Origin of the sequence: Curtobacterium sp. B8 (assembly GCF_000333315.1) — a bacterium.
Taxonomy (GTDB): domain Bacteria; phylum Actinomycetota; class Actinomycetes; order Actinomycetales; family Microbacteriaceae; genus Curtobacterium; species Curtobacterium luteum.
Window position 1 is genome coordinate 1 of the sequence record NZ_BACW01000123.1, and the last position, 16422, is coordinate 16422.

General features: G+C 72.0%; 13 protein-coding genes and 1 pseudogene. 5 read left to right on the plus strand and 9 right to left on the minus strand.

The annotated features are described in order from the left end of the window. Together I59_RS03240 and I59_RS03245 are read right to left on the minus strand one after the other, a co-directional pair. The coding region (locus tag I59_RS03240) for a lysylphosphatidylglycerol synthase domain-containing protein (RefSeq protein ID WP_148286063.1) at window positions 1-819 on the minus strand (819 nt) is incomplete at its 3' end. A 160-nt stretch (window positions 820-979) separates the two neighbouring features. Beyond that, window positions 980-2833: a hypothetical protein gene (locus tag I59_RS03245; RefSeq protein ID WP_175328732.1), complete on the minus strand. Its 1854-nt coding sequence runs from the start codon at window positions 2831-2833 to the stop codon at window positions 980-982. A gap of 160 nt (window positions 2834-2993) precedes the next feature. Between I59_RS03245 and I59_RS03250 the strand changes: the two genes are divergently transcribed. Both I59_RS03250 and I59_RS03255 read left to right on the plus strand, forming a co-directional pair. Then, window positions 2994-4226: an acyltransferase gene (locus tag I59_RS03250; protein WP_022902648.1), complete on the plus strand. Its 1233-nt coding sequence runs from the start codon at window positions 2994-2996 to the stop codon at window positions 4224-4226. A gap of 97 nt (window positions 4227-4323) precedes the next feature. Continuing rightward, a complete protein-coding gene (locus I59_RS03255) occupies window positions 4324-5286 on the plus strand; it encodes a GH25 family lysozyme (protein WP_022902649.1) in 963 nt (320 codons plus the stop codon). 43 nt (window positions 5287-5329) lie between these two features. On the opposite strand, the gene I59_RS03260 is transcribed toward I59_RS03255, so the two are convergent. Beyond that, window positions 5330-6553, minus strand: coding sequence for a polysaccharide pyruvyl transferase family protein (locus I59_RS03260; RefSeq protein ID WP_022902650.1), 1224 nt, complete (start codon window positions 6551-6553; stop codon window positions 5330-5332). A 50-nt stretch (window positions 6554-6603) separates the two neighbouring features. Here I59_RS03260 and I59_RS03265 point away from each other — a divergent pair, with 50 nt between their 5' ends. After that, window positions 6604-7782, plus strand: a complete 1179-nt coding sequence (locus I59_RS03265; RefSeq protein WP_022902651.1) for a glycosyltransferase — start codon at window positions 6604-6606, stop codon at window positions 7780-7782. On the opposite strand, the gene I59_RS03270 is transcribed toward I59_RS03265, so the two are convergent. The 4 genes and pseudogenes from I59_RS03270 to I59_RS03285 all read right to left on the minus strand — a co-directional run bounded on the left by I59_RS03270 (window position 7749) and on the right by I59_RS03285 (window position 12094). Beyond that, complete coding sequence (locus tag I59_RS03270) at window positions 7749-9302, minus strand: hypothetical protein (RefSeq protein WP_022902652.1); 1554 nt, start codon at window positions 9300-9302, stop codon at window positions 7749-7751. The two genes, I59_RS03265 and I59_RS03270, sit on opposite strands and share 34 nt — an antisense overlap. A gap of 8 nt (window positions 9303-9310) precedes the next feature. Continuing rightward, window positions 9311-10617: pseudogene (locus tag I59_RS19030) on the minus strand (UDP-glucose dehydrogenase family protein). 99 nt (window positions 10618-10716) lie between these two features. Beyond that, window positions 10717-11268, minus strand: coding sequence for a PH domain-containing protein (locus tag I59_RS03280; protein WP_022902656.1), 552 nt, complete (start codon window positions 11266-11268; stop codon window positions 10717-10719). A 4-nt stretch (window positions 11269-11272) separates the two neighbouring features. Beyond that, complete coding sequence (locus I59_RS03285; RefSeq protein ID WP_022902657.1) at window positions 11273-12094, minus strand: biotin--[acetyl-CoA-carboxylase] ligase; 822 nt, start codon at window positions 12092-12094, stop codon at window positions 11273-11275. 74 nt (window positions 12095-12168) lie between these two features. Between I59_RS03285 and I59_RS03290 the strand changes: the two genes are divergently transcribed. Further along, window positions 12169-13764 carry an acyl-CoA carboxylase subunit beta gene (locus tag I59_RS03290; RefSeq protein ID WP_022902658.1) on the plus strand — a complete coding sequence of 532 codons (1596 nt, stop codon included), beginning with the start codon at window positions 12169-12171 and terminating at the stop codon, window positions 13762-13764. After that, the gene (locus I59_RS23325; RefSeq protein WP_261976503.1) at window positions 13761-14222 is read left to right on the plus strand and encodes an acyl-CoA carboxylase subunit epsilon; all 462 of its coding nucleotides are present in this window, start codon (window positions 13761-13763) and stop codon (window positions 14220-14222) included. The genes I59_RS03290 and I59_RS23325 overlap by 4 nt, the downstream gene beginning before the upstream one ends. 573 nt (window positions 14223-14795) lie before the next feature. On the opposite strand, the gene I59_RS03300 is transcribed toward I59_RS23325, so the two are convergent. Both I59_RS03300 and I59_RS03305 read right to left on the minus strand, forming a co-directional pair. Continuing rightward, a complete protein-coding gene (locus I59_RS03300) occupies window positions 14796-15845 on the minus strand; it encodes a hypothetical protein (RefSeq protein ID WP_022902660.1) in 1050 nt (349 codons plus the stop codon). Further along, a partial coding sequence (locus I59_RS03305; protein WP_022902661.1) for an ATP-binding protein occupies window positions 15842-16422 on the minus strand: 581 nt, incomplete at its 5' end. The genes I59_RS03300 and I59_RS03305, both read right to left, overlap by 4 nt.

The following is a 16422-nucleotide window of genomic DNA, read 5'->3' on the forward strand; positions in this document are numbered from 1 at the left end:
CGCGAACACCGCGAGCATGCTGATCGCCGAGGCCATGCTGGCCGCACCGATCACGAACGCCGCGTCCGTGCCCTTGAGCGACGGGTACACCGCGAGCGTGATGAAGTAGTACGCCGAGCCGGAGAGGATCGCGCCGGCGACGTAGAGGCCGGCACCCCCGAGCACGGTGCCGAGGCTCGGTCGGACGTCGTCCTCGAGCGGCTTGCGGCGGAGGATCCGGAGGGCCAGCCCGATCAGGAACACGAACACCTGCGGGATGAGGCAGACCACGCAGCCGACGAACGCCGCGACCATGAGCGCGATGAGCCACGGGTCGAGGTCGTGCGTCCGCGGGTCGACGAGCAGCAGGACGAGCGCGAGGGCGAGCGTCGCGGCGATCTGCAGGGCGCCCTCGAGGAGCCCGCTCACGCCGAGGCGCGCCTTCGAGACGCCGTGCTTCGACGCGAAGTACACCTTGCCGATGATCCACGTCGCCGCACCCGGGATGTACCGCCCCATCCACGACTTGGCGTAGACGTACGTGAGCGTGACGCCGCTGCCCTTCAGACCGGTCGCACCGAGGCGGCGGAGCAGGTAGAACCAGATGCCGACGCCCCAGTACCGGAAACCGACGCTGATCACCGTCGCGACGGCCACCCAGCCCCAGTTCCACTCGACGTCGGCGAGCTGGCTCCAGTCGACGCTGCGGACGTAGAGCACCAGGAAGACGACGAGCAGCACGTAGAAGACGATCGGCACCACCTTGCCGAGCACGCGTCGCCGCTTCGACGGACGCTTCCCCTCGACCTCGGGGGTGTCACTGCTGGTGGTTCCTGACAATCGTTTCTCCTGACGGCGCTGACCCACGGACGATCTGGCCCGTCCGGCCCGCTGACGATGCGGTGCGCGGACGATGCGGCCCGACGACGGCGTCGCACCACGGACTGCTCCGGGCCCAGCGACATGGTAGCCGGGCCGGGATGGTGACGCCCCGACCCGGTCAGCCGTCCAGGCGGATGACCTGGATGCGGCAGGGCTGCGCCGCGTCGCTCGAGCTGTCGCCGGTGCAGGCGATATCGGCCCCGAAGGTCCCGACCACCTTCCCGGCCATCGAGTAGTCGCGCGCTGGGGCGGACGCCGGGTCGAACTGCACGAAGTAGCGGATGCCCTCGTCTGCGTAGACCTTCAGCATCGCCTCGGAGTGGTAGGTGTAGCCCTGCCCGGAGCGTCCGAACGCGCGCGTCCCGGTGAGGAACGCGATGGACGCGAGCGAGCGCGAGTTCGTGCCGATGATGGACGAGCCCGCGGGGAGCGCGCCGCTCGACTTCATCTGGTCGGCGAGCGCGACCAGCGGCGGGACGTCGACCGGACCGGTCACCTGCAGCGGGTCGGTGCGGTTCACGGACGGGTAGAACGGCGCGGGCGAGCCGAACCAGTTCTGGGTGTACGAGGCGACGGGCACGACGGCGATCGCCACGCACGCGACGACGGTCCGGATGACGCCGCGTCGCCGCACGAGCCGCCACACCGCCGGCAGCATCAGCGCGCCGATCATCGCGGTGAGGTAGAAGAGCGGCCAGTAGTACCGCGCGTTCCCGCCACCGCTCGACGACGACGTGATCATCCCGTAGCCGATGAAGTACACGAGGGTGGACGCCGCGACGATGCACGTGAACGCGTACCGACGGAACCGGACGACGCCGATGACGAGCGCGGCCGCGAAGAGGAGCGCGATCGGGGCGGCGAACGGCGCGAACGTGCTGATCTTCTGCAGGTAGTACGGGAAGGCGAGGAGGCGCTGCTCGACGTAGTAGGTCCCGCGGGCGACGAGCGAGCTCGACTTCGTGACGGTCGGCTCGGTCTGGGGCCGTGACACCGGCGGGACGGCGTCGGGATCGGGGTTGTCCTGCACGCCCTTCTCGAAGACGCTCGGGGTGAAGTCCTCGTTCGCCGTGGTCGCGTGCTCGTTCGGCGGTACCGGGAGCCAGGGCCAGTCGGTCGAGCGGCCGGCGTCGTCGAACTTCGACCCGACGTTCACCGACAGCGAGGAGCCGAGCGTGACCTCGCCGTACTTCACGGTGAGGGCACCGACCCACGGCGCGATCACGACGGCGAAGGCGACGACGGCCGCGACCGGGACCGGCCACCAGTGCCGGACGGGCTCGCGGCGACGACGGGCGGACCACACGCGGAGCAGGAGCCACAGCACCACCGACCCGAGCGCCACCGGGAGCAGGAAGAGCTTGACGAAGTACCCGATCGCCGCGACGGCACCGAGCACGATGCCCGAGGCGATCCGAGACCGACGACTGCCGTGCAGGGCCTGGTCCGCCCAGCGGAGCGACCACAGGAACCCGAACATCCACGCGACGACGAGCAGGTCCGGCGTCTGCACCGACACCGCGCTCATCAGTGCGGGGATCGCCGTGACCATGAAGAGCACGGCCGGCACGGTGCGGTGGTTCTGCGACCAGACGAGCCACCCGCCGATGCCGAGCACCACGGCGACCGCCAGGGTGTTGACCACGGCGAACGCCGTCTGCGGACCCGCCCCCACCGCGATGATCGGCGCCATGAGCCACGAGACCATCGGGGACCAGTACGCGTTGACCGCGTCGCCGAACCACCCGTGCGCGTACTCGCGCGCGATCCCCATGTAGGAGATGCCGTCGACGTTCGTGACGCCGAGACGGTTGTGGTACGCCACGGACGCGCTGAGGCCGACCCCGACGAGCAGGAGGACGCCGAGCCCGATCGGGACGAGCACCTTCCGGAGGTGCAGGGACGAGCGAGCCGCCCGGCGCCCGCTGGTCGTCGCGGGGGCATCCTCGGCGGCGTGGGTCGTCAGGGTCACGTCCTCCATCATTGCATCCCTCCGCACACCCGAGGGCCGCTCACCATGCCGGTGCACGGCATCCGCGTCCGTGCACGGCCGCCCGAGCAGCCGACACGCGCTCACCATCCCGTGTGTGCGAGACTGCTCAGGTCCAGCCCGCCGAACACGAGGATCGATCTTGCCCAGCGCACCCCGGCCGAGCACCCGACTCGAGTTCCCCTACCTCGACGGCCTCCGCGGGCTCGCTGCCCTGGCCGTCGTGGTCTACCACGCGTACCTCTTCACCGGGGTGACCGGCACCGGGCCGACGCAGATCCCTTGGCTCCGCCCGATCATCGGCTGGGGCTACCTCGGCGTGCCCGTCTTCATCGTGCTCTCGGGCTACGTGCTCATGCTGCCCGTGATGACCCGGTTCGACCGGTACCGCATCCCCGGCGGCTTCTGGAAGTACATCTGGCGTCGGGCCCGCCGGATCATCCCGCCCTACTGGGCCGCGCTCGTGCTGTTCGCGCTGATGATCCGGTTCATCCCGGTCCTGCACAACCCGGGCGGCACCCAGTGGGACACGAAGCTGCCGATGGGCTGGGGCACCTTCCTGACGCACTTCTTCCTCGTGCACGACTTCTTCCCGCAGTACATCGGCAAGATCGCCGGACCGATGTGGAGCGTCGCGGTCGAGTGGCAGATCTACTTCCTGATGCCGCTCGTCATCCTCCCGCTGTGGCGGCTCATCGGCGGGTGGGCGACCACCTCCGGACTCGTGCTCATCGGCATGTGGATGGGCAGCGAGTCGAAGTACTCGTGGATGCACCCGTGGTTCGTCGGGCTCTTCGCCGTCGGCATGCTCGCGGCCGAGATCACCGTCCGCGCCCGGGACGCCCACGCCTCCGGCACGCTCCGCATCCGGACGAAGCCCCGCTGGCAGGAGGGCGCCTTCATCGTGGTGCTGCTGCTCGGCATCGCCGTGCTGTTCTTCTCGCACCGTGACTACTACCAGCACCAGACCTGGCCGTCCGAGGTCGTGACCGGTGTCTTCGCGGGGGTCCTCCTTACCTGGCTCGGCCGCTCCGCCGTGACCGGCCACCACACCTGGCTCGCGCGCTTCTTCGCGTGGCGGCCCTTCGTCCTGGCCGGACTCGTCTCCTACTCGGTGTACCTGTTCCACAGTCCGCTGCTCGGCTTCGGCAACCTCCTGCTGCTGCCGTTCGGCTTCTCGCCGAAGCTGCAGTTCCTGCTCATGATCGTGGTCGTGGTGCCCCTGACGCTCGGCGTCTGTGTGGGCATGTGGTGGCTCGTCGAGCGGAACTTCCTGAACCGCCGACAGCAGCACGCACGGGTCGAGGTCAACGGCAACGGCCCCATCCCGGACGTCGAGCCGATGCAGCCGGAGAGCGCAGCAGCCTCGCGCTGATCGCTGCGGCCCTCCCGACGCGCCGGGTAGCATCGCTCGGACGCGACGGGTGCACAGCACGCACCCGAGGCCGCTTCGACAGGGAGGACGCCGCCGCATGCGCGCATCCAGCAAGAGGATCTTCGGTCTCGGAGCCGCCGCGGCGGTGGCCGCGGCGCTCACGATCGGGAGCAGTCCCGCGACCGCGGAGACGTCGGCGACACCAGCCCCCGCGTCCGCGGGGACGCCCACGACCGCCGGGTCAGGGTCGTTGTCGATCGCCGAGATGGACCAGACCGGGAACCACGTCATGGGGGCCGGCATCGCCCGGAACGCCGGCGAGACCGAGATCGTCACGTCCGTGCCTGGGGCGGTGACGACGCAGCAGGGGGACCTCAGCGCGACCGCCCAGGCCGCCTCCGCCGGTCCCCCGCCCGGCCGGATCCAGGGCTTCGACATCAGCGCGTGGCAGCCGAGCGTGAACTTCCTCGCGGCCTACCGCGCAGGCGCCCGCTTCGTCTACGTCAAGGCCACCGAGGGCACGAGCTACGTCAGCTCGACGTACAAGCAGCAGTACGCCACGGCGAAGCAGCGGAACCTCTACCGCGGCGGGTACGTCTACGCGCAGCCGAGCCAGGCGAGCGGCGCCGCCACCGCGAACTACTTCTTCGCGCACGGCGGGCAGTGGAGCGCGGACGGCAAGACACTGCCTCCGCTGCTCGACATCGAGTACGGCTCCGCGTCCCAGGGCACCTGCTACGGCAAGTCGTGGTCGCAGATGCGCAGCTGGATCAAGGACTTCTCGAACACCGTGTACCAGAAGACGAAGCGGTACCCGGCGATCTACACCACGACCGACTGGTGGAAGCGCTGCACGAACAACAGCAACCAGTTCTCGAAGAACCCGCTGTTCGTGGCGCTCTACCCGGTGCACGACTTCACGACGCCGGGCACGCTCGGTCGGAGCTGGTCGAAGTGGACGTTCTGGCAGTGGTCCGCGAGCGGGACGCTCCCCGGCGACCAGGACGTCTACCGCAACTCCGCGGACTACCTCGAGCGCTTCGCGTCCAAGACCGGGTGACGCCCGTCGCCGTCCCGGCGTGACCAGCAGACGGACGGGAGGGTCAGCGCGTGTGGCTCGTCGCCTCCGCGAAGTCGGCGTCGAGCGCCGTCGCCTTCGTGGCGACCCCCTCGGCGAGCCGGGCGCGGATCGCCTCGTGCTGGCCGTCGAGGTCCTCCAGGAGGGCGGTGACGTCGTCGACGAAGGTCGGATCGAGTGCCGACTCGATCGGCTTGGAGTAGGCCTGCTGCCCCATCTGCTCGAAGAACAGTCGGCCCTTGTCGACGTAGTAGAGGACCGCGGCGGGGACCCCGGCGATCGTCGCGACGATTGCGGAGTGGAGTCGGCTGGCGAGGAACAGGCGGCTGCGGGACATGAGGCCCGCGTACTCGGACGGCGAGAAGGCGTCGGCCTCGACGACGTGCGTCCGGTCGCCGTGCTGCATGAGCGCGATCACCTCGCGGGCGAACGCGGCGTCACCCTCGGACGCCTCCATGTGCATCGGGTAGAAGACGACATCGGCGTCCCAGCGCTCGACCTGGCGGTCGGCGAGGTCGGCGAGCGCCTGACGGTAGGTGACGAGCCGTTCGCTGTCCACACCGGTCTGCCGGAAGCGCTTCGGCAGGAAGCGGAACGGGATCCACCCGCTGCGCTTGTAGTGGAACCAGCGGCGCACCCCGAAGCCGATCGAGCCCTCGAGGCGGTCGGCGGTGAGGCCGGTCGTGGCCTCGAGGCGGGCGAGCACGTCGGCGTCGGGCTGCTGCACCGTGCCGACGACGGCCGGGTCGAAGGAGGACACGACGGGCGTCCGGACACCCCAGGCGAGGAGCTTCTCGCGGGACTCGTCGTCACGCACGGCGAACGAGCGGCAGAGGTCGACCGTCGCGCGGATGAGCCGCTTGCTGATGCCGGCGGAGGTCGGGCCGATGCCCTGGAACGCGCCGACGAGGTTCCGGTTCACCGTGCGGACGAGCAGCATCTTGCCGAACCAGTACACGAGGCCGAGCTTGTTCGTGTAGTCCTTGAGGATCTCGCCGCCGCCCCACAGGACGAGGTCGGCGCCGCGCGCGGCCCGCAGCAGCGCGAACAGGTCGCCGATGCCGGTGCTGTACGGCGACACCGGCAGGAACCGGATGCCGAACCACGCGGCGTCGCGGTCGGGGTACTGCGACAGCGAGACGATCTCGGCGTCGGGCCAGCGTCGACGGACGAGCTCGACGTTGCCGGCGAGGATCGCTCGGTCGCCTCGGTTGTGGGGCGAATCGCTATTGTGGATCAGTACGCGCACGAGTGGAGAGCCTACCGGTCCCACGCAGCACGCCCCGTGGAAAGGCCGACTTGTCCGACACCTCCCGTCCCCGTCTGCTCGTCCTCGGATCGACCTTCCCGGCCCGGCCGGACGACGGGGTCCCGGCCTTCGTGCTCGACCTGGCGCACCAGGAGGCCACCGAGTTCGACACGCTCGTCCTGACACCCCGGGTCCCCGACGGTGCCGCACGCGAGCGCATCGGCGACGTGCAGGTCCGCCGGTTCCCGTACTTCCCGAAGGCCTTCGAGGACCTGGCCGACGGCGCGATCCTCGACAACCTCAAGGAGAAGCGCAGCCGCCTGGTGCAGGTGCCGGCGCTCGTCCTCGCCCAGTACCGCGCCGTCCGCGCTGCGGTCCGGTCCGGGCGGCCGGACGTCATCCACGCCCACTGGGCGATCCCGCAGGGCCTCGTGGCGACGCTCGCGGCGCCGGGGGTCCCCCTCGTGGTCACCACGCACGGCGGCGACATCTACGCGCTCCGCGCCGCACCCCTGGTCCGGCTGAAGCGCTGGATCTTCGGTCGCGCCGCGCACGTCACGACGGTCAACTCCGAGATGCGGGACCGTCTGACCGAGTGGGGCGTCCCGGCCGACCGGTCGACGGTGATCCCGATGGGCGTCGACCTGGGTCCGGCACGGGACGCCCGTGCACGGGTCGCCGCCGAGGAGCACCACGTGGTCGCCGTCGGCCGTCTGGTCGAGAAGAAGGGCTTCGGCAACCTGCTCGAGGCCCTCCGCGGCATCGGCGACGACGTGCCGTGGCGCCTCACGATCGTCGGCGACGGGCCCTGGCGCAGTCGGCTCGAGCAGCAGGCCGCTGGCCTCCCCGTCACGTTCACCGGGCAGCGCGGCCGGACCGAGGTGCTCGAGACGCTGGCCTCCGCGACCGTCGTGGCGGTGCCGTCGATCCCGGCCGCGAACGGCGACCAGGAGGGCCTCCCGGTCACCCTGCTCGAGGCAGCGGCGGTCGGCGCGGCGATCGTCGCGAGCGACCTGCCGGGCATCCGCGACGTCGTGCACGACGACGACTCCGGGCTGCTCGTGGCGCCCGGCGACGTGCCCGCCCTCCGTACGGCGCTCCGTCGGGTGCTCACCGACGCCGAGGCGCGCGACCGGTACCGCGAGCGCGCGGTCGAGTCGGCGGCGGAGTTCTCGACCGACCGGATCGGCGAGCGCTACCGGGCCGTGCTGCGCGGCGCGATCAGCTGACCGCCGTCGTGCCCCGCCGGACCGGCGTCCGACGCTGAGCGGTCGTCGCGGTCGTCCGTGTCTGCGCGCCCGTCTCGGGCGTCCCGGTCGCGACGCAGTCCGGCGAGCTCGCCGGCCACGAACAGGGCGATCGTCGCGGCGGTCAGCACACCCGCGAGCACCGTGGCCGCGAGCACGAGCTTCGCGGAGTGCGGCATGAGCGTCGCTCCCTCGAAGTGCAGCAGCGACCAGATCGGCACCAGGGACAGCAGCGTCCACGCCGGGACGAGCACCACGGCCGCGTGCCGCGAAGCCCGCAGCCCGGCCGCGAGCGCGATGGCGATCGGAGCCCAGACGGACAGCGTGTAGCGGTTGATCGGCGCGCCCCCACCGGCCATGTACCGGATCTCGACCAGGACGAAGAGCACGACGACCGTCACGAGCATGGCGACGACGAGGGTCCGCGGCCAGCCGTCGCCCGGAGCGCTCGAACGCCCCGGGTTCTGTCCCCGGCGGGTGGTGATCCGGCGGACCAGCAGCACGACGAGGGACACCGCGAGCAGCAGGACCGGTGCCAGCAGGAGGATCCACGGCACCGCGTCGCGGAGGTCGAGCGCGCCGCGGTAGAGCGCGAAGAGCTGCTTCCAGAACGCCGGCTTGGTGGCGACCTCCTGGTCCGTGAAGTGCGGTCGTGGCACCCACCCCGGCCACGCCTTCGGCCGGCCGCTGAAGGACCCGGCGACGATGGTGTTGCGCACCCAGAACCACCCGGAGGCCGCAGCGGCCGCCACCACGGGCACGAGCGCGACGACGACGCGGGCCCACAGGCCCTGCAGTCGGCCGAGCCGCACGGTCCGGGCGAGCAGGAACGCCACCGCGACGGCCACCAGCCAGAGCGCGAAGGAGAGCCGTGTCGTCATGCCCGCAGCCGCCACGAGGGCTCCGCACACGAGCAGGCGCGGCGTGACCCCGGACCGCAGGGCGGCTCCGGCCACCCCGCAGGCGAGGGCGCCGAGCAGCGCGGCGAGCGAGTCGTTGTAGACCACGCCGGCCTGCACGACGAGCACCGCGGTGAACCCCGAGACGACGGCGACGGTCGCCGGCAGTCGTCGAACCTCCGGGAAGCAGCGCGAGGCCGCCCAGGCAGCAGCCGGCACGATGCCCGCGACGATGATCGCGTTGACGATCCGCGCCGCGACGACCGCCTGCACCGGGTGGCCCGCGTCGACGAGCGGGCCGACGAGCGGCGCGAGCAGGACGTAGTAGAGCGGTGGGTGCTGGGCGACCCACTGGACCGGCGGGTGGTGGCCGAACCCGGGCTGGAACCGCACCCCGTCCATCAGCACGGGCAGCTGGCCGTGCCACACCCGGAGGGCGTAGTCGACGTGCGCCGACTCGTCCGTGCTGCTGAGCGGCTCGGTCGACGCGATCCGGGCGACCGCGGCGACGAGCACGAACAGGGTGGCCGCGAGCACGACCGGGGTGGCCCAGTCGTGCCCGCGGACGCCGTCGAGCAGGAGGCGCCGCACCCGGACGGACACGGAGTGCCTCAGCGCCCCATGCCGCGGTACGTGAACCCGGCCGCCGTCCAGGCGTCGCGGTCGAGGCAGTTGCGTCCGTCGACCACGACCGGGCTGGCGACCAGGCCGGCGACCTCGGTCGCGGCGAGCTCGCGGACTCGTTCCACTCGGTCAGCACCAGGACGAGCTCGGCACCGCGGAGCGCGTCGGCGGCGGTCTCGGTGTAGTCGAGCTCGGGACGGACGCGGCGGGCGGTCACGACGGCCTCGGGGTCGTACGCCGCGACGTGGGCGCCGAGGCCCTCGAGTCGGCCGGCGATGTCGAGCGACGGCGAGTCGCGGACGTCGTCGGAGTTCGGCTTGAACGCCAGGCCGAGCACCGCGACCCGCTTGCCCGCGACGTCACCGCCGAGGAGCTCCTGCGCCAGCGTGACGACGTGGTCCCGGCGGCGGAGGTTGATCGCGTCGACGTCGGCGAGGAAGGCGAGCGAGTCCGGCACGCCGAGCTCGGACGCACGCGCCTGGAAGGCACGGATGTCCTTCGGCAGGCACCCGCCGCCGAAGCCGAGGCCGGCGTTGAGGAACTTCCGGCCGATGCGGGCGTCGTGCCCGATCGCGTCGGCGAGGGCGGTGACGTCCGCACCGACGACCTCGGCGATCTCGGCCATCGCGTTGATGAAGGAGATCTTGGTCGCGAGGAACGCGTTCGCGCTGACCTTCACGAGCTCGGCGGTCGGCAGGTCGACGACCAGGCGCGGGGTGCCCTCGGCGAGCGCCGACGCGTAGACCTCGTCGAGGACGGCGGTGGCCCGCTCGCCCTGCTCGCCTGCGGGAACGCCGTAGACCAGGCGGTCGGGCGAGATGGTGTCCTGCACGGCGAAGCCCTCACGGAGGAACTCGGGGTTCCAGACCAGCGTGGCGCCCGGCACGGCAGCCTCGACCTCGCCCGCGAGCCGCGCTGCGGTGCCGACGGGGACCGTGGACTTGCCGACGACGTAGGCGTCCGCGGAGAGGTGCGGGACGAGGGACGCCACAGCGGCGTCGACGTACGTGAGGTCGGCGGCGCCGGTCGGGCCCTGCGGCGTGCCGACGGCGAGGAAGTGCACCGTGGCGTCGGCGACCTCGGCCATGTCGGTCGTGAAGCGGATGCGGCCCGAGGCGAGCGCCTCGGTCAGGATCTCCGGCAGACCGGGCTCGAAGAAGGGGGCCTCGCCCGCGGCGAGGCGCTCGATCTTGCCGGGGTCGACGTCCACCGCGACGACGTCGTGCCCGAGCTTGGCCATGGAGGCGGCGTGCACGGCACCGAGGTAACCGCAGCCGATGACAGAGATACGCACGGGAAGACGGTACAGGTTCCTGCACGGCTTCACACCGAAGGCCGGGTGCGCGGCACGTCGCAGCACCCCCGCGCGCGCCAGCGGTGGGCGGGCGTCGGCTCAGCCGCGGACGTCGCCCCACGGCGGCCGCTCGGCCCCGCCGCCGACGATCTCGTCCCAGTCCGGCTCGCGGTGCCGCCGGCGCGCCTCGTGGGCCTCCACCAGGTCGTGCAGCACGGCGACGACGAGGTCGGCGTGCGGGACGTCGGCGAGCACCGCCACGGGATCGTCACCCGGGAACACGAGCACGTCCCCGGAGCGGAACACCCCCTGCAGACCGCGCCGGCGCACGGTCACGTCGTACCCGCGGGCGTGCAGGAGCTCCCGGCGGGTCCGCGTGCCGAGTCCGTGCACGACCACGAGCCGCCGGGTGGTGACGACGTAGCGCTGGGACATCCACCGGACGAGCGGGACCACCCCGCCGACAACGAGCAGCAGCAGCACGACGACCGCCACCACCACGTTCAGCCAGGCCAGCTGTGCCCGGAAGACGCCGAACCCGAAGCCGCCGGCCGCGGTCACGAGCACCACGAACACGGCGGGGCGGACGAGCCGCCGTGCGTGCGGCCGGAGCCGGGCGACGACGCGCTCGGGCGGCGGCTCGGCGGTCATGCCCTCATGCATAGCGCAGGTGCGTGACGTCGCCCACCGCGACGCCCCTGGTGGCACCGTCCCGGTGCCGGATCGTGATCCGGCCGTCGTCGTCGATGCCGACCGCGTCGGCCTCCTCCACCGTGCCGTCGGGCAGCTCGAGCCGGATCCGGCGACCGATCGTGCCGCACGCTGCACGGACGTCGGACCGGACCGCCTCGGCGGCCGCACCGCCCGTGGCGAGGGCGACCACCGCCTCCAGGACGGCACCCCGGAAGGCGACGAGCACCGCGTCGGCGAGGTCGGGTGCGGTCCCCGTGACGCCGGCGACGGCGAGCGAGGTCGAGGTCGGGGTCGGGAGTGCGTCGGCGGGGATCGTGAGGTTGACCCCGGCACCGACCACGACGCTGCCGTCGGCGGCGACCTGGCAGAGGATGCCGCTCACCTTGCGTTCGTCGAGGTGGACGTCGTTCGGCCACTTGACCTCGACCACCGGCCGGGAGGCGCGGGTCGTCCCCGGCGCGCCGGGCACCAGGGCGTCCACCGCGTCGCGCAACGCACGGCCCGCGACGAGCGGCAACCAGCCGCGCGACCGGTCGTCCAGGTCCGCGCGGACGAGCAGGCTCGCCGCGAGCGTCTGCCCGGCGGGCGCCGACCACGAGCGGTCGAGGCGGCCGCGGCCGGCGGTCTGGTCGAGCGTCGCCACGACACTGCCGTGCGCCAGGTCCGGCGCGACCGCGAGGAGGTCCGCGTTGGTCGAGCCGGTCGTGGGCGGCACGACGAGCGTCGCACCGTCCGCCTCGACCTCGGCACGGGTGAGCGGGAACGACGACGCGGGTGTGGACATGCACGCAATCTACGGGCAGGAACCGTGGACGACCTCCAACCGTGGGCGTCCGGGGCCGCCGGTATGGTGAGCGGGTGACTCAAGGTGACACCCCCGATCTCTCGACGACCGCCGGCCGGCTCGCCGACCTCCGCGACCGGTACCACGAAGCCGTGACCGCCGCGGGCGAGGCAGCCATCGCGAAGCAGCACGCGAAGGGCAAGGGCACCGCCCGGGAGCGCATCGAGCAGCTCCTCGACGACAACTCGTTCGTCGAGTTCGACGAGTTCGTCCGGCACCGCACGACCGCGTTCGGCATGGACGCCAAGCGCCCCTACGGCGACGCGGTCGTCACGGGCGTGGGCACGATCCACGGCCGGAACGTCGCGGTGTACGCGCAGGACTTCACCGTGTTCGGCGGGTCCCTCGGCGAGGTCGCCGGCGAGAAGATCATCAAGGTCATGCAGCACGCGCTGAAGACGGGCGTGCCGATCATCGGCATCCTCGACTCCGGTGGCGCACGCATCCAGGAGGGCGTGGTCGCGCTCGGCAAGTACGGCGAGATCTTCCGCCTGAACACCCAGGCGTCGGGCGTCATCCCCCAGATCTCGATCGTCATGGGCCCGGCGGCCGGCGGCGCGGTGTACTCCCCCGCCCTCACCGACTTCGTCATCATGGTCGACAAGACGAGCCACATGTTCGTCACCGGTCCGGACGTCATCAAGACGGTCACGGGCGAGGACGTCGGCTTCGAGGAGCTCGGCGGCGCGCAGACCCACAACCAGGTGTCCGGCGTCGCGCACTACCTCGCGGAGGACGAGACCGACGCGCTCGACTACGCCCGGTCGCTCATCGGGTTCCTCCCGGACAACAACCTCGCCGACGCCCCGGCCTACGACGTCGCCCCGGAGCTCGAGACGACCGACGCGGACCACGAGCTCGACGTCGTCATCCCGGACTCGACGAACCAGCCGTACGACGTGACGACGATCATCGAGCACGTCGTGGACGACGGCGAGTTCCTCGAGGTCCAGCCGCTCTTCGCGCCGAACATCCTGATCGGCTTCGGCCGGGTCGAGGGCCGCACGGTCGGCATCATCGCGAACCAGCCGCAGGCGATGGCCGGCACGCTCAACATCGACGCCGGTGAGAAGGCCGCCCGCTTCGTGCGGTTCTGCGACGCGTTCGGCATCCCGATCCTGACGCTCGTCGACGTGCCCGGCTACCTCCCCGGCACCGACCAGGAGTGGACCGGTGTCATCCGCCGCGGCGCCAAGCTCCTGTACGCGTACGCCGAGGCGACCGTCCCGCTCGTCACCGTCATCACCCGCAAGGCGTACGGCGGTGCGTACATCGTGATGGGGTCGAAGCAGCTCGGCGCGGACATCAACCTCGCGTGGCCGACCGCCGAGATCGCGGTCATGGGCGGCCAGGGAGCCGTCAACATCCTCTACCGCTCGGAGATCAAGCGGGCGGAAGAGGCCGGCGAGGACGTCGCCGCGGTCCGGACGAAGCTCGCGAACGAGTACACGTACAACGTCGCGTCGCCGTACCTCGCGGCGGAGCGCGGTGAGCTCGACGGCATCATCCAGCCGCACGCCACCCGCGTCTCGGTGATCAAGGCGCTCCGTGCCCTCCGCGGCAAGCGCGCCTCGCTGCCGCCCAAGAAGCACGGGAACATCCCGCTGTGACCGACGCGGTCGACCCGTCGAGCACGGGAACATCACCGTCACACGGGGTGACCGACCCGGTCGACCCGTCGAGCACGGGAACATCACCGTCACACGGGGTGACCGACCCGGTCGACCCGTCGAGCACGGGAACATCACCGTCACACGGGGTGACCGACCCGGTCGACCCGTCGAGCACGGGAACATCACCGTCGCGTCAGGTGACCGGCAAGCACGCCGCCGCCGTCCCCGCCGACGTTCCTACGACGGTCGCGGACGTCCGGGTCGTGGGCGGTGACCCCACCCCCGAGGAACTCGCGGCCGTCATCGCCGTGCTGCAACGCCAGGCGGACGAGGTGGCAGCGGCAGGACGCTCCGAGGTGACCGTGTCGCCGCGTGCCGGCTGGGACGCGTCGGCTCGCGGACTCCGTCGGCCGCTCGACCACGGTCCCGGCGCCTGGGATCGATCCCTCCGCTGACCGATCCGCGCGGCGTGCCTTGTGCCCACGGGGGGAACCGCGCGACGATGTACCCCTGCCCCGCCTACGGTCGGAACGGTTGCAGGCTGCACTTCCCGACCGGTCTCCCCTCGTCCGGGGGACACGACTGCTGGAAGTCGCCCGATTCGGTCGGATTTGTCCCCCATAATGACGACTGACACGACCGTGCGAGGTCGGCATCATTGTTCGTGTTCGGTGTCCTTCACAGAAGAACATCGCAGGACGGTGGCCGACTAGGGTACGAAGCCACCGCCCGCTGCGAGTCAGGGCGATATTCGGGTTGTCGCCCAGACTCGGGTCGTGAACGGGCCGGTCGGATTCCGACCGGCCCGTTCCCCGTCTCCGGGCCCGTCCGGTCGTGCTGCATCCTCCGTCGCGCTCCGCGACGGCCCCGCACCCGACGGGCGGCACGCTGCCAGCCCGCCCCGCGCCGGGCGGGAGGCACGCTGTCAGCCCGCCCCGCGCCTCCAGGCCGTCGTGGGCCCACCTGGCGCACCTGGCCCACCTCGCGGCGTCGGACCGTCGTGTGGGCGCTCCGCCAGCGCGCCGCCGTCAGGCGACGAGGTGCCGCGGGATCTCCATCCACAGGGCGACCGAGTCGTCCTCGTCGCCGTCCTCGTCGTCGAGCCCGGCGCCGAGCGCCGCCGACTGGCTCGCGGCGACGTCGAGCCGGAGTCCGACGACCGTCACCGCGGTGTCGGCGCCCTCGCCCACCGTCCGGACGATGACGTTGTCCGCGCCACGGGCCTGCCGGAGCGCGTCCGCGACCTGGGCGTGGATGCGACGGATGTCGTCGGCCTCCAGGTCGTCCAGCCCACCGTCGTCGTGCAGCTGCACGGTCGCCCCGGCACGGCGGAGCCGCATCACCTCGGCGCGGACGTCGTCGGAGAGCAGGGAGCGGCCGCGGATCTCGTCGCGGATCGCCTGCTCGAGGTGGAGGCACTCCTCCCGCTCGTCGTCCGTCAGCTCACCGTGCGCGTCGATGATCCGCTGCAGCATCGGCAGCGCCATGCGCGTCGTCTGGCTCAGCCGGAACTGCCGTTCGAACACGTGCGCGTCCTGCGCGGCCTGCCAGTCCTCGGTCTCCTGCTCGGCCCGGATGAAGTCGCGCCGGACCCGCGTCGCCCGGTTCATGGCGACCGAGAAGACCGTGGCGATGGCGACCCAGGCGACGCTCCCGAGGACGCCCAACGAGCCGAGCGCCTCGAGGCCGGCCCACGCGACGGTGTGCACCGCGAGGAACCCGACCCCGGCCCACGCGAAGGCGCCGCGACCGCGCACGACGAGCACGACCATGAGGGTGCCCACAGCAGCGATCCACCACGTGGCGTACCCCGGACCGGAGCGCAGCTCGACGACGGGGGCGGCGACGACCGGCATGACGACGGCCGTGGCGAGCGAGAAGCACGCCGCCCAGACCGGGAGCGCCCGACCCGGGGCGAACAGCGCTGCACCCGTCGCAGCGGCGTAGAGCACCATGCACGCGACGATCGGGGCGACCTCGTGCACGCGCGGCAACGTCGTGGCGGCGAGGACCAGGTGGTAGACGGAGAACAGCGCGGCGAGCCCGATCGCGACGCCCGCGGGGATGGAGACCTTCACGCTGCCTCCTCGGTCGAGGGGGTCCAGGAGAGCCGCACGGTGGTCCCCCGGCCGGGAGCGGAGTCGACCTCCGCCGTGCCGTCCACCGCGACCACCCGCTCGATGATCGACCGTCGGACGCCGAGCCGTTCGGCGGGGATGCCGGCGAAGTCGAAGCCGGCCCCGTCGTCACCGACCTCGATGCGGACCCCGGGACCCTGCTGCTCGACGAGGACCCAGCGGTCCACCTCGGCACCGCCGGCGTGCTGGACGGAGTTCACGGCGGCCTGGAGCGCTGCCGAGGCCAGGGCGTCGGCCACGACCGCGGGCAGGCGGACGTCGCCGACCCGACGCTCGACGAGCCGGACGGGCGCGGCGAGGGCCGAGACGGCGCTGCAGATGCGGCTGCGGAGTTCCACGAGCGACACCGGGCCCGCAGCTCCCGGGGTGTCCGACGCTGCGGCGGCGAGGTGGTCGATGGCGTTGCGGGCCATGCGGGCGGCGAGGGCCTTCGCGTCGACGGTCTCCGCACGGGCAGCCGACAGGAGTGTGGTGAGCACGCTGTCGTGCACGATCGCGTCGACCTGGACCCGCTCGA

Excerpts from the sequence above, each read along its gene's own strand:
- I59_RS03285 (WP_022902657.1), bottom strand. The coding sequence starts at position 12,094 with ATGTCCACACCCGCGTCGTCGTTCCCGCTCACCCGTGCCGAGGTCGAG.
- I59_RS03255 (WP_022902649.1), top strand. The coding sequence starts at position 4,324 with ATGCGCGCATCCAGCAAGAGGATCTTCGGTCTCGGAGCCGCCGCGGCG.
- I59_RS03280 (WP_022902656.1), bottom strand. The coding sequence starts at position 11,268 with ATGACCGCCGAGCCGCCGCCCGAGCGCGTCGTCGCCCGGCTCCGGCCG.